At 70.7% G+C, this 25157-nt stretch carries 18 protein-coding genes; 13 read left to right on the top strand and 5 right to left on the bottom strand.

From position 1 onward, the window contains the following. The first annotated feature begins 18 nt into the window (after positions 1 to 18). From IAG44_RS43460 to glxA, 3 genes are all read left to right on the top strand, one after another. Positions 19 to 774, top strand: a complete 756-nt coding sequence (locus IAG44_RS43460; RefSeq protein WP_246561662.1) for a zinc metalloprotease — start codon at positions 19 to 21, stop codon at positions 772 to 774. 271 nt (positions 775 to 1045) lie between these two features. After that, positions 1046 to 2812 carry a glycosyltransferase family 2 protein gene (locus IAG44_RS12105; protein ID WP_187752635.1) on the top strand — a complete coding sequence of 589 codons (1767 nt, stop codon included), beginning with the start codon at positions 1046 to 1048 and terminating at the stop codon, positions 2810 to 2812. Between the two features lie 2 nt (positions 2813 to 2814). Beyond that, positions 2815 to 4788, top strand: a complete 1974-nt coding sequence (gene glxA / locus IAG44_RS12100; protein ID WP_187747139.1) for a radical copper oxidase GlxA — start codon at positions 2815 to 2817, stop codon at positions 4786 to 4788. 7 nt (positions 4789 to 4795) lie between these two features. On the opposite strand, the gene IAG44_RS12095 is transcribed toward glxA, so the two are convergent. Further along, entirely contained in the window at positions 4796 to 5785 is a 990-nt protein-coding gene (locus IAG44_RS12095) for a glycoside hydrolase family 6 protein (protein WP_187747138.1), read from the bottom strand. A gap of 929 nt (positions 5786 to 6714) precedes the next feature. Here IAG44_RS12095 and IAG44_RS12090 point away from each other — a divergent pair. Beyond that, on the top strand, positions 6715 to 7224 hold the full coding sequence (locus tag IAG44_RS12090) for a MarR family winged helix-turn-helix transcriptional regulator (RefSeq protein WP_187747137.1): 510 nt from the start codon (positions 6715 to 6717) through the stop codon (positions 7222 to 7224). A 43-nt stretch (positions 7225 to 7267) separates the two neighbouring features. After that, positions 7268 to 7606, top strand: coding sequence for a DUF3817 domain-containing protein (locus IAG44_RS12085; RefSeq protein WP_187747136.1), 339 nt, complete (start codon positions 7268 to 7270; stop codon positions 7604 to 7606). Positions 7607 to 7610: 4 nt separating this feature from the next. Here IAG44_RS12085 and IAG44_RS12080 read toward each other — a convergent pair whose 3' ends face one another. Continuing rightward, complete coding sequence (locus IAG44_RS12080; protein WP_187747135.1) at positions 7611 to 8252, bottom strand: TetR/AcrR family transcriptional regulator; 642 nt, start codon at positions 8250 to 8252, stop codon at positions 7611 to 7613. 442 nt (positions 8253 to 8694) lie between these two features. Between IAG44_RS12080 and IAG44_RS12075 the strand changes: the two genes are divergently transcribed. The 7 genes from IAG44_RS12075 (at position 8695) to IAG44_RS12045 (ending at position 19072) form a co-directional block, all read left to right on the top strand. Then, entirely contained in the window at positions 8695 to 9675 is a 981-nt protein-coding gene (locus tag IAG44_RS12075; protein WP_187747134.1) for a tetratricopeptide repeat protein, read from the top strand. A 628-nt stretch (positions 9676 to 10303) separates the two neighbouring features. Beyond that, on the top strand, positions 10304 to 10981 hold the full coding sequence (locus IAG44_RS12070; RefSeq protein ID WP_187747133.1) for a DUF6230 family protein: 678 nt from the start codon (positions 10304 to 10306) through the stop codon (positions 10979 to 10981). Positions 10982 to 11109: 128 nt separating this feature from the next. Then, a complete protein-coding gene (locus IAG44_RS12065) occupies positions 11110 to 11592 on the top strand; it encodes a DUF6114 domain-containing protein (RefSeq protein WP_187747132.1) in 483 nt (160 codons plus the stop codon). Next, positions 11582 to 12931 carry a hypothetical protein gene (locus IAG44_RS12060; protein WP_187747131.1) on the top strand — a complete coding sequence of 450 codons (1350 nt, stop codon included), beginning with the start codon at positions 11582 to 11584 and terminating at the stop codon, positions 12929 to 12931. Before IAG44_RS12065 ends, IAG44_RS12060 begins: the two co-directional genes overlap by 11 nt. A 371-nt stretch (positions 12932 to 13302) precedes the next feature. After that, positions 13303 to 14154, top strand: a complete 852-nt coding sequence (locus tag IAG44_RS12055; protein ID WP_246561661.1) for an FG-GAP repeat domain-containing protein — start codon at positions 13303 to 13305, stop codon at positions 14152 to 14154. A 47-nt stretch (positions 14155 to 14201) separates the two neighbouring features. Then, positions 14202 to 18524 carry a polymorphic toxin-type HINT domain-containing protein gene (locus IAG44_RS44260; RefSeq protein WP_187747129.1) on the top strand — a complete coding sequence of 1441 codons (4323 nt, stop codon included), beginning with the start codon at positions 14202 to 14204 and terminating at the stop codon, positions 18522 to 18524. Beyond that, positions 18524 to 19072, top strand: a complete 549-nt coding sequence (locus tag IAG44_RS12045; RefSeq protein WP_187747128.1) for a hypothetical protein — start codon at positions 18524 to 18526, stop codon at positions 19070 to 19072. The genes IAG44_RS44260 and IAG44_RS12045 overlap by 1 nt, the downstream gene beginning before the upstream one ends. Before the next feature lie 60 nt (positions 19073 to 19132). On the opposite strand, the gene pyk is transcribed toward IAG44_RS12045, so the two are convergent. The 3 genes from pyk to pta all read right to left on the bottom strand — a co-directional run bounded on the left by pyk (position 19133) and on the right by pta (position 23956). Beyond that, positions 19133 to 20563, bottom strand: a complete 1431-nt coding sequence (gene pyk / locus IAG44_RS12040) for a pyruvate kinase (protein ID WP_187747127.1) — start codon at positions 20561 to 20563, stop codon at positions 19133 to 19135. A gap of 73 nt (positions 20564 to 20636) precedes the next feature. After that, positions 20637 to 21839: an acetate kinase gene (locus IAG44_RS12035; RefSeq protein ID WP_187747126.1), complete on the bottom strand. Its 1203-nt coding sequence runs from the start codon at positions 21837 to 21839 to the stop codon at positions 20637 to 20639. Next, on the bottom strand, positions 21836 to 23956 hold the full coding sequence (gene pta / locus IAG44_RS12030; RefSeq protein ID WP_187747125.1) for a phosphate acetyltransferase: 2121 nt from the start codon (positions 23954 to 23956) through the stop codon (positions 21836 to 21838). The genes IAG44_RS12035 and pta overlap by 4 nt, the downstream gene beginning before the upstream one ends. A 169-nt stretch (positions 23957 to 24125) precedes the next feature. Here pta and IAG44_RS12025 point away from each other — a divergent pair, with 169 nt between their 5' ends. Next, complete coding sequence (locus IAG44_RS12025) at positions 24126 to 25151, top strand: ATP-dependent 6-phosphofructokinase (protein WP_187747124.1); 1026 nt, start codon at positions 24126 to 24128, stop codon at positions 25149 to 25151. Positions 25152 to 25157: the final 6 nt, after the last annotated feature.

Here is a 25157-nt window from a genome sequence, read left to right as displayed (position 1 = left end):
TATCAGGGGAGGCGCGCGGTGCTGGGGCTGCTGGGCAGGGTGGGGGCGGTTGTCGTGCTGCTGGGATCGCTGGTGGCGAGCCGGCCGGCGCCGTACGGAGAGGTGGTCGCCGAGGCCGACGGGCTGAGTGGGGGTGCGGCCCCGGCCGCCGGCAGTCCCGCGCGCGCGGCCTGCGTCGACACCGCGTACTCCACTGCCGGGCACAAGGAGTACGGGACGTATCTCTGGCATGTCGGTGACGGGGCGATGCCGGGCGGGTTGTCGCGGGACGAGGCGCGCAAGGTGTTCGAGGAGGCGATCAGTGCGATCACGGCGGTGCGCAACGACTGCGGGATCGCCTCCGGGGGCGGGCCCCGGGCGCGGTTCCTGTCCGTGACGGACCGGGAGGCCGGGATCGACCGTGCGGGGCGCTGCGCGGGGCGGGACGGGGTGAGTGTGTGGGACGCCGGGGAGCTGCCCCGGGACGTCGTCGCCGTGACCTGTTCGTGGGCCGTGACGATGCCGGACGGGGGGCCGAACGACCTCATCGAGGCGGACGTCCGGTTCAACACGCGGCATCACCGGTTCACGGACGCGCCGGGGTCGGGGCGGTGCGCTGACGCGTATGACGTGCGGGCCGTGGGGACGCATGAGGCCGGGCACGTGTTCGGGCTCGGGCACGTGGGGGCTGGGCACGAGAATCTGACCATGTACACGAACTCGTTCGCGTGTTCCTCGCGGGCGCGGACGTTGGGGCGGGGGGATGTTCTCGGGCTGCGGGCCCTGTATCGGTGAGGGGCGCCTGACGGGGTGCCGGGATCTGCCGGTCGGCGGGTGCGGCTTGTCGGTGGCTGGTCGCGCCCACGCGGCGGTAGCCGCAAATCGATACAGCCCCGCGCCCCTGAATGCGCCTGCGGCGCATCAGGGTCCCCCGCCGGAAAGCGGTCCCTCGCCCCATAACCCCTCCGTCGGGTCAACCCGCCACCCTCCTGGGTGCTCCCCGTTCGACAGTGTCCGATATGTCCATTTTTGTGTGGGTATCACTCCTCACTCACTGGAGGGCGTTGTGCGGCCTGAGGGCTACGACTACGACACCCACGCAAGATTGGCCGGGCCGCTCACGGAGCCGGCCGGAGCGTCGTACCGGGTGCAGTACATATCGCTGCTCTCCCGCGAGCCCCACCGAATACGCGCCGTCCTGCTGATGAGCCTCGCGCCGGTGCTGACGGGGCTGCTGCTGGTGTATCTCGTGTGGCCCAGCCACTGGGTGGAGCGCGAGGGCGGCGACGAGTGGATGGTCGGCCTCGACATCGCGATGCTCATAGCCATCGGCCTGATCGAACTGTTCATGGTCGTCAACGTCGCCTCCGTGGCGCACGCGACCCTGGTCGCCCGCGACCCCGTACCCGTAGTACCCGAGAGCGGCACCCGCGTCGCGTTCCTCACGACGTACGTCCCCGGCCGGGAACCCCTCGCGATGGTCCGCGCGACCCTCGAAGGCGCCGTCCGCATCCACCACCGGGGCCACCTGGACGTCTGGCTCCTCGACGAGGGCGACGACGAACAGGCCAAGGCGCTCTGCGCGGAACTCGGCGTCCGGCACTTCACCCGGCACGGCGTCCCGGAGTGGAACCGCCCCAAGGGCCCGCACAAGGCCCGCACCAAGCACGGCAACTACAACGCCTGGATCGCCGCGCATGGCGACGACTACGACCTCTTCGCCTCCGTCGACACCGACCACGTGCCCCACCCCGACTTCCTGGAGCGGATGACCGGGTACTTCAGGGACCCGGACGTCGCCTTCGTCGTAGGACCCCAGGTGTACGGGAACTACCACAATCCGGTGACCAAGGCCGCCGAGTCGCAGCAGTTCCTCTTCCACGCCCTGATCCAGCGCGCCGGCAACCGCTACCGCGCCCCCATGTTCGTCGGCACCAACAACGTCGTCCGCATCGCCGCCGTCAAACAGATCGGCGGGCTGTACGACTCGATCACCGAGGACATGGCCACCGGCTTCGAACTGCACCGGCGCAAGAACCCCGTGACCGGGCGGAAGTGGCGGTCGGTGTACACGCCGGACGTGCTCGCCGTCGGCGAGGGGCCCGCCTCCTGGACGGACTTCTTCACCCAGCAGCTCAGATGGTCGCGCGGCACCTACGAGACCCTGTTCAAGCAGTACTGGAAGGCGCCGTTCACGATGCCTCCCGGACGGCTGTTCTCGTACACGATGATGCTCGTCTACTACCCGATGACGGCCGTCAACTGGTTCCTCGGCATCGTCAGCTGCGTCCTGTTCCTCTGGTTCGGGGCCTCCGGCACCCAGGTCGCCGCCTCCGTCTGGCTCATGCTCTACAGCGACGCCGCCGCCCTCCAGATCGGCCTCTACCTCTGGAACCGGCGCCACAACGTCTCCCCGCACGAGCCCGAGGGCTCCGGAGGGCTGGCCGGCATGGGGATGTCCGCGCTGTCCGCGCCGATCTACCTCAAGTCGTTCGGCGCGGCCCTGCTGCGCCGGCCCAGCCGGTTCATCGTCACCCCCAAGGGCGGCGACGCCAGCGCCGACCGGCTCATGACCTTCCGCGTCCATGTCTTCTGGGCCGCCGTCCTCATCGCGTCCCTCGCCGCCTCCGTCGTCCTCGACCACACCCACGCCGCGATGCGCACCTGGGCCGTCCTCGCCACGGCGATCTCGCTCGCGCCGCTCGCCGTCTGGCTCGGCACCCTCGTCAGGGAACGGCGCGAGCGGCGCGCGCTCGTCAAGAGCGCCCCGCACCCGGCCGCCGTCGAACCCGCCCTCGCCCCCGTCTCCGGCACCCCGACAGGAGGCAACTAGCCGTGGCCTTCCAGCAGAAGAGCACACAGAAGAGCGCTCAGAAGACCAAGAAGACCGTCCTCGGCATCGGCGGCATCGCCATCCTCGCGAGCCTCAACGCCCCCGCCGCGCTGGACTTCGCCGGCGAGCAGTACCACGCCTACAAGATCGCCCAGCCCGAGTACAAGGCGAAGTACGGCAGTTGGGACCAGGTCGACATCCCCGAGCAGTACCGCACCAACGCCATCCACGCCGCGCTGCTGCACACCGGGAAGGTCCTCATCGTCGCCGGCTCCGGCAACGAACAGAAGAAATTCGACGCCGGCTCCTTCGACACCGTCCTGTGGAACCCGAAGGACAACACCTTCAAGAAGATCCCCACCCCCGAGGACTTCTTCTGCTCCGGACACGCCCAACTCCCCGACGGACGGCTCCTGGTGGCCGGCGGCACCGCCCGCTACGAACTCCTCGACGGCGAGGTCGAACGGGCCGCAGGCGGCATGCGCGTCAAGAACGAGAACCCCGACAAACCCATGGTCCTCAAGAAGGGCACCCGGTTCCGCTCACCCGCCGGCGTCGAGTACGTCAGCAAGTTCGACGTCACCGTCCCCAAGGCCAAACGCAGCTTCAAGGTCACCTACAACCGGCGCGGCGTCATGCAGCCCTGGCAGACCCAGGTCACCGCCAGCGAGGTCCGCGTCTTCGTCGAGGCCGCCGAGAGCGGACCCATGTCCGCCACCGAGAAGCAGGCCCAGTACGAGATCGTCGGGCTCACCGGCAAGGACGCCGACAACACCTACGGCCTCAGCGAGAAGATCACCCTCGACAAGCAGGACTTCCAGGGCATCCGCGCCGCCTACGAGTTCGACCCCCTCGCCGAGCGCTACATCCCCGTCGACCCGATGGCGAAGGCCCGCTGGTACCCGACCCTCGTCGGCCTCGACGACGGCCGCGTCCTCGCCGTCTCCGGACTCGACGACGTCGGCGTCGTCGACCCCGGCGACAACGAGATCTACGACCCGCGCACCAAGAAGTGGACGCCGGGCCCCAAACGCTACTTCCCCACCTACCCGGCGCTGTTCCTCACCAAGGGCGGCAAACTCTTCTACCCCGCCTCCAACGCCGGGTACGGGCCCGCCGACCAGGGGCGCGAACCCGGCCTCTGGGACCTCAAGACCAACACGTTCCAGAAGGTGCCCGGCCTCAAGGACGCGGACGCCACCGAGACCTCGGCGTCCGTGCTGCTGCCGCCCGCGCAGGACCAGAAGGTGATGATCCTCGGCGGCGGGGGAGTGGGCGAGTCGAGGAAGTCCACGCCGCGCACGGCCGTCGTCGACCTCAAGGAGGCCAACCCCTCCTTCAAGGACGGGCCCGACCTCCCCCAGGGCACCCGGTACCTGAACTCCGTGATCATGCCGGACGACACCGTCTTCACCTCCAACGGCTCCTCCGACTACCGGGGCCGCAGCGCCAGCAACATCCTCAAGGCGCAGTTCTACGACCCCAAGGGCAATGTCTTCCGCGAGGCCGCCGAACCCGTCGTCGGCCGCAACTACCACTCCGAGGCGCTGCTGCTGCCCGACGGACGCGTCGCCACCTTCGGCTCCGACCCCCTCTACGACGACCAGCAGAACACCAAACTCGGCCGCTTCGAGCAGCGCATGGAGATCTTCACCCCGCCCGCGCTGCACAAGAACCGCGACGACCGGCCGGTCCTCGACGACGGTCCCGGGCTCCTGCCCGACGACCGCCGCATCACCTACCGCACCGACCACCCCGAGCGGATCGCCGCCGCCCGGCTGATGCGGCCCAGCGCCGTCACCCACACCACCGACGTCGAACAGCGCTCCATCGCGCTGGAGCTGACGAAGGAGGGACGGGCCGTCACGTTCACCGTGCCGGACGACCCCGCGCTCGTGCCGCCCGGCTGGTACATGCTCTTCGCGACGGACGCGGCGGGGACACCGTCGGAGGCGAAGTGGATCCAGGTCACATGAGCGCCGCTCACTTCGAGTTGCGCGCCAGCTCCAGCGCGTACGCGGGCCACCACCGGCCCGCGTCGGGACCGCCCTCACAGGTGCCGTCCGACTCGCCGGGGCGCTTGATCCACAGGTAGGCATCCAGAGCGGGTTCCCCGGTTTCGGTGGTCGGCCGGGTGCCCAGGGCCCGCCCCGGAGGGTTGCACCACACCCCCGGGAGCGGGCCATTGCCGTTGCGGCTGGTGTCGACGACGAAGTGCTTGCCGCCCAACTGGCCCGACAGGGCGAGGCCGTAGCGCTTCACCGCGTCGTCCGGCTGGAAGTTGGAGACGTTCAGGGCGAAGCCGTCGGCCGCGTCGATGCCGGAGCGCTTCAGCGGGCCGACCAGCTTCGACGGCTCGCGGATCCAGGACGGGTTGCCCGCGTCCAGGTACACCGTCGTGCCGGGCTGCTGCTTCAGCCGGGTGATCGCCGCGCTCAGCAACTGCTCACGCTCGCCGTGATATTCACCCGGCGTACAACCGTCCACGATGTGCGCGACCGCGTCCGGCTCCAGGACCACCAGCGCCTTCGCCGTCCCGATCGCCGAGGCGAACTGGCCGATCCAGGCGAGGTAGGCGGCGCCGTCCGCCGCACCGCCCGCCGAGTGCTGGCCACAGTCGCGGTGCGGGATGTCGTAGGCGACGAACAGCGCGGTCCGGCCCGCCCTGCTCGCGGCCGTCGCCGCCGCCGACACCGCCGGGCCCGGGTCGATCTCACCCGCCGGCCACAGCGCCACGGGCTGCTCCGCGATCCGGCGCAGCAGTTCGGCGTCCGAGTTGCGGCCCTCCCGCTGCCACAGCTGCATCTGACGCGCGGCATTGCTGTCCGGGTCGACCCAGAACGAGACCGCCCGCGCGGCCGCCTTCGGCGGTTTCACGACCGCCGCCTCCCCTGTCTCGCTGGAAGGGGCCGAGCAGGCGGCGCCGAGCGCCAGGGCGAGCAGTGCGGTGAGGACGTGAACTGGGCGAGGCATGCCGCTCCCTGTGACGGAGGGGGGAACCGGGGCGACTCGTGCATAACCCGTACGAAGCGGCGCACCAAGCCAAATCGCCGCCCGGCGGGAAAACAACGCACAGGAAATCGCTCAGGAAGCGGGGCGAAACGGGGGAGGCTGGGTCACTTTCCCGGGCGGGGAAGCGAGACCGGCGCTGAGGGCCCGGGCAGAGGCGCGGGACCGGAGGTGGGGGCTGGGTCGGAGAGGCGGGGCAGGTGGTGGGGGTTCGGGCGGGCCCCCCGCGACGTGGTGGAGGGGGCAGGTGTGGACGGGCACCGCAGGTCACGGCTCGTCCCGAGAGCGTGTCTCGGCAGAGGCTCGCCGCACCGTGCCGAACCGCGCGGCGGCGGTCGCGAAACCCCTGACGGCATTCATCACAGCGCCGGCCGCAGGGGTGCCGCACCCCGGGCTCCTCCACCACGCCGCGGGACACGGTCCTCGGGCGGGGAAGTGGGGTGATGTCCCGCTGGGTGGTGTACCGGCGCGGAGCCGGTGGCTCGGCGCGCTGGCGCCCGTGTGCGGTACGCGTTGCGGCTGGGCAGGCGGGCCTGCGGCAGCCGCCTCGGCTCCGGGTGGAGACCGACGGCCCCGCATGGTCACACCACCCGGCGGGGCGCCACCGGGAGTGGGAATGGCGGCGGGGCCCGGCCGGAGAGGTGGGGCAGGTGGTGGGGGCTTGGGCGGGGGAGTGGGAACGGCGGTGAGGGCCCGGGTGGGGAAGGGGGAACGGCGGTGAGGGCCCGGGTAGGGAAGGGAGAACGGCGGTGGGCGCCCCCGGCCGGGGAAGCGGTGACGGCGGCGGGTGCCCCCGGCAGGAGAAGCGGGGCAGTGCTTCGAGGTGGCCGGTTGTGGCCCGATGGGCGAGACGTGGGTGAGGGGGATGTGACCGGCGGGTAGGGTCTGGTGGCGTGCCGAAGCCCCTCAGTCTCCCCTTCGACCCCATCGCCCGCGCGGACGAGCTCTGGAAGCAGCGCTGGGGAAACGTGCCGTCCATGGCCGCGATCACCTCGATCATGCGGGCCCAGCAGATCCTGCTCGCCGAGGTCGACGCGGCCGTCAAGCCGTACGGGCTGACGTTCGCCCGGTACGAGGCGCTCGTGCTGCTCAACTTCGCCAAGTCCGGCGAGCTGCCCATGTCGAAGATCGGTGAGCGGCTGATGGTCCACCCGACCTCGGTCACCAACACCGTCGACCGCCTCGTCAGATCCGGCCTCGTCGCCAAGCGTCCCAACCCCAACGACGGACGCGGCACCCTCGCCTCCATCACCGCCAAGGGCCGCGAGGTCGTCGAGGCCGCCACCCGCGACCTCATGTCCATGGACTTCGGCCTCGGCGTCTACGACGCGGAGGAGTGCGCGGAGATCTTCGCGATGCTCAGGCCCCTGCGGGTGGCGGCGGGGGACTTCGAGGAGGAGTGACCCGGGACGAGGCCGGGCGGTCCGGCTGGTTACGCTCGACCTCATGAAAAAGTCTGTGCTGACCCGCTACCGCGTCATGGCCTACGTCACCGGTGTCCTGCTGGTCCTGCTGACCCTCGGTGTGATCGGCAAGTACCTGCTCGACATGGACGGCGCCGACGGCTTCACGTCGGTCGTCGGGATCGCGCACGGCTGGCTCTACATCGTCTACCTGGTGTTCGCCTTCGACCTGGGCTCCAAGGCGAAGTGGCCGGTCAAGAAGCAGCTCTGGGTGCTGCTGGCGGGGACGATCCCGACGGCGGCCTTCGTGGTCGAGCGGAAGATCTCTCGCGAGCTGGAGTCGCAGCTCACGGACACTGCGAAGGTGCCGACCAGGGCCTGAAGGATCACGGCGTCGCGGCCGCCGGCAGCCCGCCCAACAGGAGGCGGGTGAAGTCGCGCACCCACACCTCGTCCGCCGGTTCCGCGCTGACGAGCGTGCGGTGGACGACCGCGCCGGCGACGACGTCGAAGATGAGGTCGACGGTGCGGGCGGACTCGGCGGGGTCGGACTCCGGGGGGAGTTCGCCCCGCGACTGGGCACGGGAGCGCCCCTCCAGGACGAGGCGTTTCTGCCGGTCCACGATGGAGTCCCGGATGCGCTCGCGCAGCGCGTCGTCGCGGGTGGACTCGGCGACGACGGCCATGAGACCGCTGCGCGCCTCGGGGCGGGCGAGGATCGCGGCGAACTGGAGGACGACGCCCTCGATGTCGGCGGTGAGGCTGCCCCGGTCGGGCAGCCGCAGCTCGTCGAAGAGCTCGGCGACGGCGTCCACGACGAGTTCGTTCTTGCCGGTCCAGCGGCGGTAGAGGGTCGTCTTGGCGACGCCCGCCCGGCTCGCGACGTCCCCCATGCTCAGTTTCGACCAGCCCAGCTCCACCAGCGCCTGCCGTGTCGCCGCCAGGATCGCGGCGTCCGCGGCGGCGCTGCGCGGACGGCCCGGACGGGGGGCTGGGGTGCCGGAGGTGCCGGGGGTGCGACTCTGCATCGGACGACCATAGCGGCCGGTCCTGGGGGCGCCGCCCCGTCCGTACGGATATTCGGTGGAGCCCTGTGAGTACGGCCGCGAAGATTGTGGAGTCGTGAGGGAGATCACCGGGAAGGACTCCCGGGGGACCCGGGGCAGGCATTACGCTACGGGTCGTAGCGAAAGCTCGGCACGCGGCCGTCACGACCCGCTCAGGACGTGACGCGGGGGCGTGGGGTGGGGACCCGGCGCCGTGAGGGCGGCCGTGCGGGCTTTCGGAGCGAGCAGGACGGGTGGGACGGGGCGACGACGGGGGACAGCGGGGGTGATAACCCCGGCGGCCCCGCAGCGAGGCCCGCAGCGAGGCCCACGGACAGGCGCACGGACGGGCTTACGAACAGGCTCGCAGACAGGCTCACGGACCGCTTTTCGCGGACGCGCGGGATCGGGGGAGGATAGACGCATGCAGCCACGGAACATGTCCATGAGCGGAGTCGTCGACCTCGCCGCGGTGAAGGCGGCCCAGGAGGCCAAGGCGAAGGCGGAGCAGGCGCGCGCGGAAGCGGCCCGCCAGGGCGGCACGGGGGCGATCTCCCCGGCCGACCTCGTGATCGACGTCGACGAGGCCGGGTTCGAGACCCAGGTCCTCCAGCGGTCCGCCGAGGTGGCCGTCGTCATCGACTTCTGGGCGGAGTGGTGCCAGCCCTGCAAGCAGCTGAGCCCGGTCCTGGAGCGGCTGACGGTCGAGTACGGCGGACGCGTCCTGCTCGCCAAGATCGACGTCGACGCCAACCAGATGCTGATGCAGCAGTTCGGCATCCAGGGCATCCCGGCCGTCTTCGCGGTCGTCGCCGGGCAGGCGCTGCCCCTCTTCCAGGGCGCCGCTCCCGAGTCCCAGATCCGTCAGACCCTCGACCAGCTCGTCCAGGTCGCCGAGGAGCGCTTCGGCATCACCGGCCTGGCGGTCGACCCGGAGGCCGAGCCCGGCGCCGGGCAGGCCGCCGCGCAGGAGGCCGTGCCGGCGGGCCCGCACGACGCGCTGCTCGCCGCCGCCGTGGAGGCCCTGGACGCCGGGGACCTGGGCGGCGCGGTGCGGGCGTACCAGAACGTGCTGGCCGACGACCCGGCCAACGAGGAGGCCAAACTCGGGCTCGCGCAGGCCGAGTTGCTTCAGCGTGTCCAGGGGCTCGACCCGCAGGCCGTGCGCCGGGACGCCGCCGACAAGCCGGCCGACGTCGAGGCGCAACTCGCCGCCGCCGACCTGGACTTGGTGGGCGGTCACGTCGAGGACGCGTTCGGGCGTCTGATCGAGACGGTCCGTCGCACGGTGGGTGACGACCGGGACGCCGTCCGCGTCCGGCTGCTCGACCTGTTCGAGGTGATCGGGCCGGACGATCCCCGGGTGGCGGCGGCGCGGCGGGCGCTGGCGCGGGCGTTGTTCTGACCAGTCGTTAAACCTTCCGGTGCCACGGGACCGGAGTGAAAGTTCGGCCGCCTGAACGCTTTTGCGGCCACGCTTTGCCAAATCTTGGTAAACGTGGCCGCTGTTACTTCAAGTAAGTCGAGGCTGTGGGTCTGCCGGATTCTGTCCCGGTGTCCAGTGATTTGTCCTGGGCAGGGATGTCGCCCTCAGTCGCCGGTCGAGACCTGTGGGTCGTCGGACGGTTATCCGGCCGTTACTAGCCAGTAACGAACCCCCTTGTGCGGGCGGCCAGAATGCACCACGATCGGCGACGCTCGGTCCATTCCCGTTCCCCGGCAGCCGGTCGGGCGACGGGTCTGATGGGTCCCCACCGGGCAGAGCCGACGGCGGTGTCGCCGGCTCTTCAGGACAGGGGGGTCTTCGCCCGAGGGCGGAGCCTGTCCGACAAGGTTGTGCGTGATGCGTGTCAGGCACGGCCAGTGGTAGTCGCTCGGGGGTGATCGTCGGTGATTTCAGGCGCGGTTCGCGCTTCCGAGCACAGGCGCTCCCCTTCCCGAGGACGTAGCACTTCTCCCATCCCCGCATGGCTCGGGCCGCCGTTCCAGGGGCGAGTCACGGCGGGCGATGTACGTCCGAGAAGGAGGAAATGATGGAGTCCCAGGTGCGTGGCGGGACCAGATGGAAGCGGTTCGCTGTGGTCATGGTGCCCAGCGTCGCCGCGACGGCGTGCATAGGCGTGGCCCTCGCACAGGGCGCGCTCGCGGCGTCGTTCAGCGTTTCGGGGCAGTCGTTCAAGGTCACGGCTGACCAGCTGGAGGGCTACGGTTTCACCCAGTACGGTGCGCTCGACTCGGGCTACACCCTCGCTGGTGAGAAGGTCAACCACCCGGTGGCGGTCTCGTCGTTCGACACTGCGACGATCAAGAACCTGTGCCAGTCGGTCGTGACCCCGAACATCCCGATCATCGGGTCGGTCACCCTGACGCTCACGGCCGGCAACAGCGATGACAAGAGTCAGCAGGTCTCTGCCGACAACCTGTACATCGACATCGCCGACCTGGAGACCACGGGCGAGAAGGGCGGCGCGACCTTCGAGGACATCGACATCGGTGTTGCCGCCGGTGACACCGGCAACCCTGACAAGGGTGGCAAGGGCATCGGCATGAAGGGTGGCAAGGAACAGGCCAACCCGTACGGCTTCGCTCAGCAGGCCAAGAAGGCCACGCTGACGGGCGTGAAGCAGACGGCGTGGGCGACCACCGCCGGCACCTTCACGCTGCCCCACCTGAAGATGAAGCTGTCCGCGGGCAGCAAGGAGTGCTACTAGGCACGAGGTGACGGGCGGGAGTGCCATCTGGCCTCCCGCCTGTCTCGCTCTCCCGCCGAATTCACACTCCCCTCGCAAACGCGACACCACGTTCACCACAGCAAAGCCGCACCAGGGAGCTGTTTTCCATGAGCGCCATCTCTGCCGACCCCGGCCTTTTCGCCCGAGGGAGGTCGCGGTTCAAGGCATGGCGGGGCACGAGGCCGTTCTGGGCCGGCCTGTACGTCATGATCAGCGGTTTCCCGATCATGTACTTCCCGTACGCGCACGTGCAGATCGGTCATCTGACATTCGCGATGGCCACCACCGCGGGCGCCGGCTCCCTGATCATCGGGGTGCTGCTCATCACCCTGGGGATCAGTCTCTGGTTCCAGCAGCACATTCGTACCTTCGCGGGCGTCGCCGCGATCCTGCTGGCCCTGGTCTCCCTGCCGGTCTCGAACTTCGGCGGCTTCGTCGTCGGGTTCCTGTTCGCGCTGTTCGGTGGCGCGATGGCCGTCTCGTGGGCGCCGGGCAAGCCGCCGGAGGGGGCGGTCGCCGAGGACGAGCCGAAGGACCTGTCAGGAACGAGCCCGTCCAACGGGGCGAACGGGAGGCGCAGTGCCGACTGACGAGGGCACCCACGGGGTGGACGCCGACGCGTCCCGGGAGAGAACCGGACCGCGTCACGCGGCCCCCAGGAAGCCGTTGCTCGCGCGGCTGCACGTGCCGGCGGGCAAGGCGATAGCCCTGGCCGCGATGCCGACGGTCCTCGTGGGGATGGGGCTGTCGGCCACGCTCGCCCGTGCCGAGGGGCAGCAGCAGGTCGCGAAGAGCATGACGGCCGAGGAGTACCAGGCGTGCGTCGAGGCCATGGCGAAGGGGCCGTCCGCGTCGCCGTCGCCGTCCGCGTCGGAGGACTCCGCCGAGTCCGGCAAGGATGACGCGAAGAAGGACGACGCGAAGAAGGACGCGGCGTCCGGTGCCAAGGACGGTTCCTCGTCGGATTCAGGTTCCGACGAGAAGGGCGGCGACACGGGCTCGGGTTCCGGGGGCAAGGTCACCTCGCCGGCACCGTCGCCATCGCCGTCCGCCGACGACGGCAAGACCGAGGAGTCGGGCGGGTCCGGCGGGGGCACCGGCGCTTCGCCGAGCCCGTCGCCGTCGCCGTCCGAGGAGTCCAAGGGGCTGCTGGAGACCATCGGGGACACGCTCACGGACGTGTTCACGGGCGGCGGGGACAAGGACGCCTCGACGCCGTCCGCGAGCCCGAGCCCGTCGGCTCCGTCGCCCGCCGGGGACTCGGCGGACGCGAAGAAGGAGACGGCCGGGAAGGACGCCGCGAAGGAGACTCCGGCGGCGGACGACACCCCCGCGGCCGAGACGTCCCCGTCCCCTTCGCCGTCCCCGTCCTCGGACTCCTCCGACGACTCCGGCGACGACAAGGAGGCCGACGCGTCCCCGTCCCCCTCGCCCAGTGCGAGCACGGACGTGGACGACTGCCCGGAGGCCGCGACCGATGAGGAGGGCGGCATCGACAACAAGATGCGGCTGCCCGACGACCCCTGGTACCTGAACGCGAGCGGGCTCACCCTCAAGGGCGCCGACTACCAGGGCATCGTCAAGGTCAAGACGGCCAACGGGACCGTCAAGGAGGTGCTGAAGTACGTCATCTCCGACGGGACCGACATCGACGACCTGCACCAGACGGTCATCGACAAGCAGGCCGGCAAGACGTACCACGTCAAAGGCGCCAAGGGCTCCAAGTCCACCATCACCGGCGGCAAGACGGTCATGTACACCGAGAGCATCTCCGGCAACCTCCTCGGGCTGATCCCCGTCACCTTCAGCCCCAAGAGCCCGCCGCCCCTGAACATCCCCTGGATCTACTTCAGCAACGTCAAGGTCGTCCAGGCCGGCCAGTTCGGCGGCACCCTGCACATCCCGGGCATGTCCCAGTCGATCACCTGATCCCCTGAACCCTTCCGGGAGCCGCACACAAGTGATGGCCCGGTTCCCCTCGATTTTCCCGAGGGAACCGGGCCATCACTCTTTGTCGGGCTCATGATCATTATGTAGAGGACTGTTCACCTTACGGGCGGCGCCCCGAGGTTCCGCCTGCCGGGCGAGACGTCGCTCTCCTAATTCTGTTTACATCCTTCACGTCTCATCCATATGCTCACTCTTGTCGCGGACATGACTACTCTGCGGTGCGGGGAGAGCACGGGGCGTGACCAGCCTTGTGCTGAGCGCACGCGCGAACCCCCGCCATAGCGACGAGGGGGGCCTCGCACGTCATGTTCACGTTTTTCGACCGGCCGTTACGCAAGGCGGCCGGAGTCATGGCCGTTCTTGCCGTGACCGCGACCATCGCACTCACCACCACCGCCCGGACAGGGCCCGCCGAAGGCACGGTCGGCGCACCACTGCTCCAGCAGGCCGCCGGAGAGACAGGCGGACTGTCCCCGCTGTTCGCGCGGGACAGGGACGGTCGCCTGTGGGACTTCGAACCCACCGGAACCGGAGGTTTCGCCGCCCGCGTCGATCTCGGCGGCGGCTACGCCGAGGCGACCGCCATGGCCCAGGCCCGCATCTCGCGGAACGGCACCGGCACCGACCTCTACGCCGTACTCGACGACCGCCTGTACTACACCGCCGAGCGCGGCACCGACACCCGAGTCGTCGGCTCCGGCTGGGGCGCCTACGACCTGATCGTGTCTGTCGGCAACATGGCCGGCACCACCCACCCCGACCTGCTGGGCCGGGGCAAGGACGGCCAGCTCTGGCTCCACCAGGGCAAGGCCGACGGCACGTTCCTGCCCCGGATCCGGGTCGGCACCGGCTGGCACGGCATGGACGAGCTGACCGGACGCGGCGACTTCACGGGTGACGGCAAGGCCGACCTCGTCGCCCGCTCCACCACCGGCGTGCTCTCCATCTACCCAGGTACCGGCAGTGCCACGGCCGACGCCGTCGTCGGTGCCCGCATCACCGTTCCCGGCTCGGGGTGGAAGGACTACTCCGCGCTCGTCTCCGTCGGCGACAACACCGGCGACGGCAAACCGGACCTCCTCGGCGTCAACAGAGCGGGCGCACTTCAGCTCTTCAAGGGCACCGGTGAACCCACGGCACCCTTCGTCGCGTACGCGCGACTCGCCGCGAGCGGCTGGACGTCGTACAACCTGCTCTTCTGAGCCGCCTCCACCTTCCTTCTCATCGGCAGATCGGCTGACACCCACCGATGCGTACGCGCAGATGGTCGCGTCTCGCGACCACGATCGCCCTGGCGACCGCCACTGCTGTCGCTGTGACGAGCGGTCAACTTCCCGACACCGCACGCCAGAAGACCATGGCCACCGCCGCCGACGTCCCCACCGCCCCCTTCGATCTCGCGGGTGCCGCGCGGATCCGCCAGGAGCAGTGCCTGCTCGGCAGAGTGCTCCGCAAGGGCGGACCGGAGATGAAAGGGGTTGCCCGTGCGGGCCTCGGCGGCACCGTGGAGCAACTGCACACGGCCGCCAACGACGACTACTGGACCGACACCCCGCTCTCCACGGCCTTCGACAAGGACAAGGCCGCCGCCGACACCAAGATGGACGAGCTGTGGAACCGCCGCCCCGTGTGGCAGGAATCCCTGCGCGTCGAGACTCCGCCCGACGGATACAGCTACACCGGTTTCCAGTGGGTGGAGGACGACGCCAATCCCTTCTCCGCCATCAAGCTGAGCAGTTGGGTCGCCGATCGGTTCTGGCAGTCCGAGAGCGACTTCTACGAGGACCCGCACCCCACTGCGAACAAGGAGTCGGTCGACGCGGCGACCGCGATCCACCACGCCCGCTACGACGAGAACGACCACGAGGCCAACTCGGCGTGGAAGGACATGCAGTTCATGCATGCCGTCTACGCCGACGACGCGCGCCTCTTTCTCCAGTACGGAGGCTTCCCCACCAGCGCGCCGGAGCCGGATTCGATGGAGTTCCGGATCGACGTCGAGAACCTCAAGGCGCGGTTCGCGTCCTGCGCCTACCCCAACCCGCCGGACCCGTACAAGGCGCTGAGCACCGAACTCGCTGTGGCCGCCACCGAGTGGCAGAACGAACTGGCGGGTCAGAGGACCCAGCGGGACACCATCTTGAGGGCCGAATCGCAGGCGAATGCCGACCTCGCCGTGGCCTCCCAGGCGCTTGGCGAGGCCCTGGCCCAGTCGCTCATCGCCGCGCGGCTCACCGACTGGCAGGCGTACTGGACCAGGCAGAAGCCGGCCGACCACCCCACCTCCTATCCGGAGGCGGCCGAGTTCACCAAGGTCAAGACGTGGATCGCGGATGCCCGAGGCCGCGCCTCGGGTCGTCTCTTCGTCGCTTCCCGCGCGGCGATGTCCGCGAAGACCCAGGCGGACCTCGTCACCGAGGCGCAGAACGAGGCGTACGCCGTCGCCGACCGGGCCGGGCTGCCGCGCGGCCGGGGCCTCCTCCACGGCCAGCAGGCCGCGCAGGTCACCAAGGCGACGGCCGCCGCGGCCCAGGCGGCGACGAAGGCGACGGAGACCGCTTACCACGCCACCCGCGCCTCCGTCGCCGACAGCAAGACCCTCAACGCCCTCGCCAACACCCAGGCCCACGCCGCCAAGGCCGAGTTCCGCCGCAAGGCCGCCGAGGAGGCCCAGGCCCAGTCGAAGGCCGCCGCGGAGGGCGCCGCCGCCCAGGCCGCCGCGGCCGCGCAGCGCGCCTCCGAGGCCAAGGCCGCGGAGAACAGGGCGAAGGCCGCCGAGCAGACCGCCAAGTCCGCCGCCGATGACGCGAAGGCGAAGCGGCACAAGGCCGAGGCGGAGCGGGATTACGCACAGGCGCAGAAGGATCTGGCGGCCGCCGAGCGGAAGAAGGCGGGTGACGCGGAGGCCCGCGCCCAGTCTCAGCGTGCCGTCGCGGGCGACAGGCTCGCCGACGCGCAGAGCGCGGGCCGGACCGCGGCCGACAAGAAGAACGCCGCCCTCACCCAGGAGACCAGGGCCAAGCAGGCCCGGGACGCCGCGCTGACCGCCGAGAACCGTCGCGACACCCTGGCCGCGAAGGCCGAGGCCGCCGAGGCGCTGCTCGCCGCCGTCGACGGCACCGCCGACGCCATCGAGGCCCGGCAGGCGGCGACCAAGGCCCGGACCGCCGCCGATCAGGCGACCGCTGCCGCCACCGCCGCTCGCGGTGCGGCGGACGACGCCACCGAGGCCGCCACCGAGGCGCGGGCCGCCGCGACCCGGGCCGAGGGCGCGCACCGGCGGGCTCAGTCCGCGGCCGACGGGGCGAAGGCCGACGTCGCTGTCACTGAGGCCGCCGTGGGCAAGGCGCACGCTGCCGCAGCCGACGCCATCGACGCCGCCGAGGCCGCCAAGTGGAACGCGACCGCCGCGCGGGCACAGGCGCAGACCGCGCAGAAGGCGGCCGAGAAGGCCAGGGCCGATGCCGTCGTGGCCCGTTCCGAGGCGCTGCTCGCGGGCGCCGACGCCGTACGCGCGGCCGGTCACGCGTACGCCACCGCGCAGGCCGCGTCGGCCGCGCGCGACTCGGCGGCGCAGGTCGTGAAACCGGCCAACGACGCCGTCGAACTCGGCTCCCCCTACGCGGAGACCGATCCCTCGGCGGGGCTCGCCGTGCTGACCGGGCAGGCCGCGAAGACGGCCGCCGAGCAGCAGCAGGCGCTGGCCCAGGCGAAAGCCGCCCAGGCGGCCAGGGCCGCGGCCGACGCCAAGGCGCTCGCCGCCAAGGCCGACGCCGATGCCAAGGCGGCGGCCCAGGCAGCGGCGGGCGCGGCCGAGTACGCCGCGAACGCGGCCAGGTCGGCCACCTCGGCGCAGGCTTCGGCCGGTGCGGCGGACGCTTCCGCGAAGGCCGCCAAGAAGGCCGAGGCAGCCACCGTCGGCTATCACGAGCGGGCCACCGCGGACGCCGCGGCCGCGCAGCAGGCGGCGGATTCGGCCGGGGACCACGCCTTTCAGGCCGATGCGTCCGCCACGGAGGCCGAACGGGACGCGTCGAGTGCCCGGAGCGCCGCCGACGCGGCCGAGCGGGACGCCTCCACCGCACGGGGTGTCGCCGATCAGGCGGAGCGGGACGCGACTGCCGCCGAGGCCGCCCATGCCGCCGTCCGCGCGCAGCAGGTGGACTTCGAGGCCGCGCAGGAGCAGCGGCGCACCGGTGGCGGTGGCGGTACCGGGGTCGACGGCGTCGTCATGAAACCCAGTGACGAGACCCGGGTCGACATCGATCCCAAGAGCGACTGTGTCGGTACGCACTCCGGCTCCGGCATCGGCTGCGAGATCGACCTCGAATTCCACATCTACGGCGAGATGGACTTCTACCTGGAGTCCTGCCCGCTGCCGGGAGTGGAGCGGGCCAAGTGCGGCAAGGCGATCCAGCGCGACTACCTGATGAGTTCCCCGCTGGACGTCACCTTCCGTGAGAACGACGTCCACGTCGACGGTCTCGAACTCACCGCCTCCGTCCTCAAGGCCATCGCCACCGGCGCCGTCGCCGACATCGTCGGCTGCTGGAACCGCAAGCTCAGCAGCTGCTTGTGGCTGGCGGGGAGCATCGTTCTGCCGGGGGTGCTGGTGAAGGCCGCGCAAGCGGCGTTCACCATGAGGGTCGCGATTCGCTCCGGCAGCGGGATCGGCGCGGCCATCTGGGGTCTGCGCGGCTCCGGCCTCAGCGCGTCGGCCATGGCGAATCTGGAGCGCATCGGCCGACAGGCCCTGAACGCCATGTGTTTCCCGGCCGGTACCAAAATCGCGACGGAACACGGGACCAGACCGATCGAGGAGATCGGCCCGGGTGACCGGGTCTGGGCCGAGGACCCGGTGACGGGAAAACGGCACCTGCGCAAGGTCACCGGCGTGATGCGGCGCACGGCTGACTCGCTCGTGTCGGTCGGCATCGGACAGGAGACCGTTCGAGCAACGCCCGAGCATCCGTTCTGGGTGCTGGGGAAGGGGTGGACCAGCGCCCAGTCGCTGCGTCCCGGAGACCGACTGCGCACCCTGGACGGTGCGGACACGCGGGTGAGCGCGGTGCGGACGACCGTTGCCCGGACGCAGGTGTTCAACTTCGAAGTAGAGGGAGACCACACCTACTTTGTGGGCGATACGCGGGTGCTGGTGCACAACACTTGCCGGATCTTCCCGAACCGGATGCCTGCGACGCTTTCTGAGGAACTTTCGCTGGCGGAGCGGCTGGGCGTCCGTCCTGCGAAGCCGGGATCGGCAGACTGGGAGAGGTACATCGATTTCGACGGTGAGCCCGTGAAATGGGCTGTGCTGGAGGACGGACAATTGCTCATCATGCCCAAGACGGTCAACGGTCGGGAGCTCTCCCACCCTGTACTCAGTGGCGGTGGGCCCGTTCGAGCGGCGGGGGAGGCTGAGATCGCGGGCGGCGGTGGCCAGTACTTCGGCTTGCGTATCGACAGCCACACCGGCCACTACTTCGTCGAGGGCGACCCGTTCTGGGCGCCCGGTGGTGGGGCGGAGCATGTGGGCAAGGAAGCCTTCGCCGCAGCGGGGGTGCTGTTCTGATGAGTGAGCTGTTCCACGGTCTCGACCGACTGGATCTGCGGGGCCAGGTACTGCGCTGGTCGGCGCTGGAGCCGGAGGGGGCGGGGGGCGAGATGAACGAGTGGCTGGCCGCTGCTCAGCAGTTCGCGGCGCGGCTTCAAGAGGACGCGGTGCGGGTTCCGGAGGAGGAATGGCCCGAAGTCGCGCGCGCCTGGGGACAGTTGCTGGAGGGCGCCCGACAGGCGACGGGGGAGCAGCGCAACGAGTGGCTGCTGCGGGATCTGTGGCTCAGGGCCTCACTGGTGCGTACGGCGGGCCCGCGGCTGGATCGGCCGTTGCACGATCCGGGGGAAGTGGTCGAGCGAGCCTTGGCCGCCATGCCGATGAGCCTGCGGGAGGCCGCCTCCCGCGCGCCGCGCTGGCGCGAGTTGGAGCGCGAGCAGATTCTTTCGCTCCGGATGATCCGACGGCTTCTGGGTCCGGTGACCTTTCTCGGCGGCTTGCCGGCCGAGCATCCACGTAGGGACGAGTGCCGGATGTGGGAACGGCTCCTGCCGGATCTTCCCTGAGTGACAGTGGGGGCACCCCCGGTGACCCGGGGGTGCCCCCACTGCTGTGCGTGCCGGACGTCAGTCCGTCGTGTCGCCCGCGATGTGGTGGACGCGGAGCATGTTGGTGGTGCCGGGGACGCCGGGCGGGGAGCCGGCGGTGATGATGACCGTGTCGCCGGGGGTGAAGCGGTTGATCTTGGCGATCTCCTGGTCGACCATCTCGACCATTTCGTCGGTGGTGTTGACGAAGGGGACGACGTGGGACTCGACGCCCCAGCTCAGGGTGAGCTGGTTGCGGGTGTTCTCGTCGGTGGTGAAGGCGATGATCGGCTGCTGGGCCCGGTAGCGGGAGAGACGGCGGGCCGTGTCGCCGGACTGCGTGAAGGCGACGAGGCCGCGCCCGCCGAGGAAGTCGGCGATCTCGCAGGCCGCACGGGCGACGGAGCCGCCCTGCGTGCGGGGCTTCTTGCCGGGGACGAGGGGCTGAAGTCCCTTGGAGAGGAGTTCCTGCTCGGCCGCCGAGACGATCTTCGACATCGTCTTGACCGTCTCGATCGGATAGGCGCCGACGCTCGACTCCGCCGACAGCATCACCGCGTCCGCCCCGTCGAGGATCGCGTTCGCGACGTCAGACGCCTCGGCGCGGGTCGGGCGGGAGTTGGTGATCATGGACTCCATCATCTGGGTCGCGACGATCACCGGCTTGGCGTTGCGGCGGCACAGCTCGATGAGCCGCTTCTGCACCATGGGGACCTTTTCGAGCGGGTACTCGACGGCGAGGTCACCACGGGCGACCATCACACCGTCGAACGCCATCACGACGTCCTCCATGTTCTCCACCGCCTGCGGCTTCTCCACCTTGGCGATGACGGGGACCCGGCGGCCCTCCTCGTCCATCACGCGGTGGACGTCGGCCACGTCCTTGGCGTCGCGGACGAAGGACAGGGCGACCATGTCGCAGCCCATGCGGAGCGCGAACCGCAGGTCCTCGATGTCCTTCTCGGACAGCGCGGGGACGTTCACCGCCGCGCCCGGCAGGTTGATGCCCTTGTGGTCGGAGATGACGCCGCCCTCGACGACGGTCGTACGGACCGCGGGCCCGTCCACCGAGAGGACCCGCAGCTCGACGTTGCCGTCGTTGATGAGGATCTGGTCGCCCGGGGCGACGTCACCCGGGAGGCCCTTGTACGTCGTGCCGCAGATCGTCTTGTCGCCCGGGACGTCCTCGGCGGTGATGGTGAACTCGTCACCGCGCACCAGCTCGACGGGGCCCTCGGCGAAGGTCTCCAGGCGGATCTTGGGGCCCTGGAGGTCGGCGAGGACGCCGATCGCCCGGCCGGCCACCTTGGCGGCGGCCCGGACCCGGTCGTACCGGCCCTGGTGCTCGGCGTGCGAACCGTGGCTGAAGTTGAAACGGGCCACGTTCATGCCGGCCTCGATCAGCGACACCAGCTGGTCGTGGGAGTCGACCGCGGGGCCGAGAGTACAGACGATTTTCGAACGGCGCATGAGTCGATCCTATCGGTTTGTTTCGCTTCGGAATATTCCGTCTGGCGGAATCTACAAATGGGCGGGTTAGCGCTCAGTTGCCGACCAGGGCATATGCCTGCCTCGCGATTTCCAGCTCCTCGTCCGTCGGGACGACCGCCACCGCGACCCGCGACCCCGCCGGCGAGATCAGCCGCGCCCCGTCGCCCCGCACGGCGTTCAGCGCCGGGTCCACGGCGAGGCCCATCCCCTCCAGGCCGGCCAGCGCCGCCGCCCGCACCTCCGCCGCGTTCTCCCCGACCCCGGCCGTGAACGCGACCGCGTCGACCTTTCCGAGCACCGCGTAATACGCCCCGACGTATTTCCGCAGCCGGTGGACATAGATCTCGAAGGCGAGTTCCGCCGCCCCGTCCCCCGCGTCGATACGCCGCCGGATCTCCCGCATGTCGTTGTCGCCGCAGAGACCGATCAGCCCGCTCCGCTTGTTGAGGAGAGTGTCGACGTCGTCCGTGGACATCCCGCCAACCCGCGCCAAATGGAAGATGACGGCCGGGTCCAGGTCACCGGAACGCGTACCCATCACCAGCCCCTCCAAAGGCGTCAGCCCCATCGAGGTGTCCACACACCGCCCCGCGCGCACCGCCGACGCCGACGCGCCGTTGCCCAGGTGCAGCACGATCACGTTGACCTCCTCCGGCGCCCGGCCCAGCAGCTCGGCCGTCGCCCGGGACACGTACGCGTGCGAGGTGCCGTGGAAGCCGTAGCGGCGGATGCTGTGCTCGTCGGCCGTCGCGACGTCGATCGCGTAGCGCGCCGCCGACTCCGGCATCGTCGTGTGGAACGCCGTGTCGAAGACGGCGACCTGGGGGAGGTCGGGGCGCAGCGCCTGGGCCGTGCGGATGCCCGTCAGGTTCGCCGGGTTGTGCAGCGGGGCGAGCGGCACCAGGCGCTCGATCTCCGCGAGGACCGCGTCGTCGATCACCGTGGGGCGGGTGAAGGTCTGGCCGCCGTGCACCACGCGGTGGCCTATCGCCGCCAGCTCGGGGGAGTCCAGGCCCCGGCCGTCGAGCGCCAGTTCCTCCGCGACGGACTTCAGGGCGGCCCCGTGGTCGGCGATCGGCGCCGTGCGCTCGCGGGTGGCGCCGCTCACCAGGTCCGTGTGCTTCAGCCGGGACGTCTCCTCCCCGATCCGCTCGACGAGGCCCGTCGCCAGCCGGCTGCCGTCGGCCATGTCGAGGAGCTGGTACTTCACCGACGACGAGCCGGAGTTGAGGACGAGGACACGGGACGCGGTCACTGGACGGGAGCCTTCTTCTCGGAGGGGACGGGGACTTGCTCGGCGGGCGCCGGCGTCTGCGCCTGGATCGCGGTGATGGCGACGGTGTTGACGATGTCCTGCACCAGCGCGCCCCGCGACAGGTCGTTCACCGGCTTGCGCAGACCCTGCAGGACCGGGCCCACCGCGATCGCGCCGGCCGACCGCTGCACCGCCTTGTACGTGTTGTTGCCGGTGTTGAGGTCCGGGAAGATCAGCACCGTCGCCTGCCCGGCCACCTCCGAGCCCGGCAGCTTGGTCGCCGCGACCGACGGCTCCACCGCCGCGTCGTACTGGATCGGCCCCTCGATCTTCAGGTCCGGACGGCGCGCGCGCACCAGCTCGGTCGCCTCGCGCACCTTGTCGACGTCCGCGCCCGAACCCGACGTCCCCGTCGAGTACGACAGCATCGCGATCCTCGGCTCCACACCGAACCGCGCCGCCGTCGCCGCCGACTGGACCGCGATGTCCGCCAGCTGCTCGGCGTCCGGGTCGGGGTTGACCGCGCAGTCGCCGTACACCAGGACCTTGTCCGCGAGGCACATGAAGAACACCGAGGAGACGATCGAGGAGTCCGGCCTGGTCTTGATGATCTCGAAGGACGGGCGGATCGTCGCCGCCGTGGAGTGCACCGAGCCCGACACCATGCCGTCGGCCAGGCCCTCCTTCACCATCAGCGTGCCGAAGTAGTTGACGTCCGAGACGACGTCGTGGGCCAGCTCCACCGTGACGCCCTTGTGGGCGCGCAGGGACGCGTACGTCTCGGCGAAGGTGTCGCGCAGCTCGCTCGTCGCCGGGTCGATCAGCTGGGCGTCGCCCAGGTCGATGCCCAGGTCGGCGGCCTTCTTGCGGATCTGGTCGACCGGGCCCAGCAGGGTCAGGTCGCACACCGCGCGGCGCAGCAGGACCTCCGCCGCGTGCAGCACGCGCTCCTCCGTGCCCTCCGGGAGGACGACGCGGCGGCGGTCCGAGCGGGCCTGCTCCAGGAGCTTGTGCTCGAACATCATCGGCGTGACCCGGTCGCTGCTCGGGGCGCTCACCCGGGTCAGCAGGTCCGCCGTGTCGACGTACCGCTCGAACAGGCCCAGCGCCGTCTCCGCCTTGCGCGGGGTCGCCGCGCCCAGCTTGCCCTCCAGGGAGAACAGCTGCTCGGCGGTCGGGAAGCTGGTCCCCGGCACCGACAGCACCGGCGTCCCCGGCGCGAGGCGCGCGGCCAGCGTCAGGACGTTGTCGCCCGGCACCTCGTCCAGCGTCAGCAGCACGCCCGCGATCGGCGGGGTCCCGGCGCTGTGCGCGGCCAGCGCGCCCACCACCAGGTCCGCGCGGTCCCCCGGCGTCACCACCAGGCACCCCGGCGTCAGCGCCGACAGGAAGTTCGGCAGCATCGCCCCGCCGAACACGAACCCCAGCGCGTCCCGGGCGAGCCCCGAGTCGTCGCCCAGCAGGACGCGCGCCCCCAGCGCGTGCCGCACCTGCGCGACCGTCGGCGCCGAGAGGGCCGGCTCGTCCGGGACGACGAAGCAGGGCACCGGGAGCCGGTTCGCGAGGCGGCCGGCTATCTCGTCGCGGTCCTCGCGGGCGACCCGGTTGACGACCATCGCCAGCACGTCGCACCCCAGGCCGTCGTAGGCGCGGAACGCGTTGTGGGTCTCCGCGCGGACCGACTCCGCCGTCTGCCTGCGGCCCCCGACCACTGGGATCACCGACGCCCCGAACTCGTTGGCCAGGCGGGCGTTGAGCGACAGCTCGTCCGGGAACTGGGTGTCCGCGTAGTCCGTGCCGAGGACCAGGACGACGTCGTACTCCCGGGCGACCCGGTGGAAGCGGTCGACCAGCGTCGACACCAGCTCGTCCGTGCCCCGTTCCGCCTGGAGCGTCGACGCCTCGTGGTAGTCCATGCCGTACACCGACGACGGTTCCTGGGCCAGGCGGTAGCGGGCGCGCAGGAGCTCGAAGAGGCGGTCCGGGCCGTCGTGGACCAGGGGGCGGAAGACGCCCACGCGGTCGACCTGGCGGGTCAGCAGCTCCATGACCCCCAGCTCGACGACCTGGCGGCCGTCGCCGCGGTCGATCCCGGTCACGTACACGCTGCGCGTCACCCGTCGTCTCCATTTCGTCAACCTGGCAGAACCCTCTTGACAATACCTCCGGGCCTGGATAAGGCGCCCGTCAGTCCCGGTGCGCGGTGGCATGCGGGAGGCTCACAGAGGCATGAAAGAATCGAAGGAAAGCTCACAAACACCGACAGCGAGCAGGAGACACAGCACGATGCGCATCGGAGTTCTCACAGCGGGCGGCGACTGCCCCGGCCTGAACGCAGTGATCCGGTCGGTCGTGCACCGGGCGATCGACAACTACGGCGACGAGGTCATCGGCTTCGAGGACGGCTACTCCGGCCTCCTCGACGGCCGTTACCGCCCTCTCGACCTGGAGTCCGTCAGCGGCATCCTCGCCCTCGGCGGCACCATCCTCGGCTCCTCCCGCCTGGAGCGCGACCGGCTGCGCGAGGCGTGCGAGAACGCCTCCGACATGATCCACGAGTTCGGCATCGACGCCCTCATCCCGATCGGCGGCGAGGGCACCCTCACCGCCGCGCGGATGCTCAGCGACGCCGGGCTGCCCGTCGTCGGCGTCCCCAAGACGATCGACAACGACATCTCCTCCACCGACCGCACCTTCGGCTTCGACACGGCCGTCGGCGTCGCCACCGAGGCGATGGACCGGCTCAAGACCACCGCCGAGTCCCACCAGCGCGTCATGGTCGTCGAGGTCATGGGGCGGCACGCCGGGTGGATCGCCCTGGAGTCCGGCATGGCCGCCGGCGCGCACGGCATCTGCCTGCCCGAACGCCCCTTCGACCCCGCCGACCTGGTCAAGATGGTCGAGGAGCGTTTCGCGCGCGGCAAGAAGTTCGCCGTCATCTGCGTCGCCGAGGGCGCGCACCCCGCCGACAACACCATGGACTACGGCAAGGGCGCCATCGACCAGTTCGGCCACGAGCGCTTCCAGGGCATCGGGACGGCGCTCGCGCGCGAGCTGGAACGCCGCCTCGGCAAGGAGGCCCGCCCGGTCATCCTCGGCCACGTCCAGCGCGGCGGCACCCCCACCGCGTACGACCGCGTCCTCGCCACCCGCTTCGGCTGGCACGCCGTCGAGGCCGCCCACCAGGGCGAGTTCGGCCGCATGACCGCACTGCGCGGCACGGACGTCGTCATGGTCCCGCTGGCCGAGGCGGTCACCGAACTGAAGCGCGTGCCCGTCGACCGCATGGACGAGGCCGAGTCGGTCTTCTGAGGGCGG

Origin of the sequence: Streptomyces roseirectus (assembly GCF_014489635.1) — a bacterium.
GTDB lineage: Bacteria > Actinomycetota > Actinomycetes > Streptomycetales > Streptomycetaceae > Streptomyces > Streptomyces roseirectus.
This window is presented reverse-complemented; position numbering and strand designations above follow the sequence as displayed.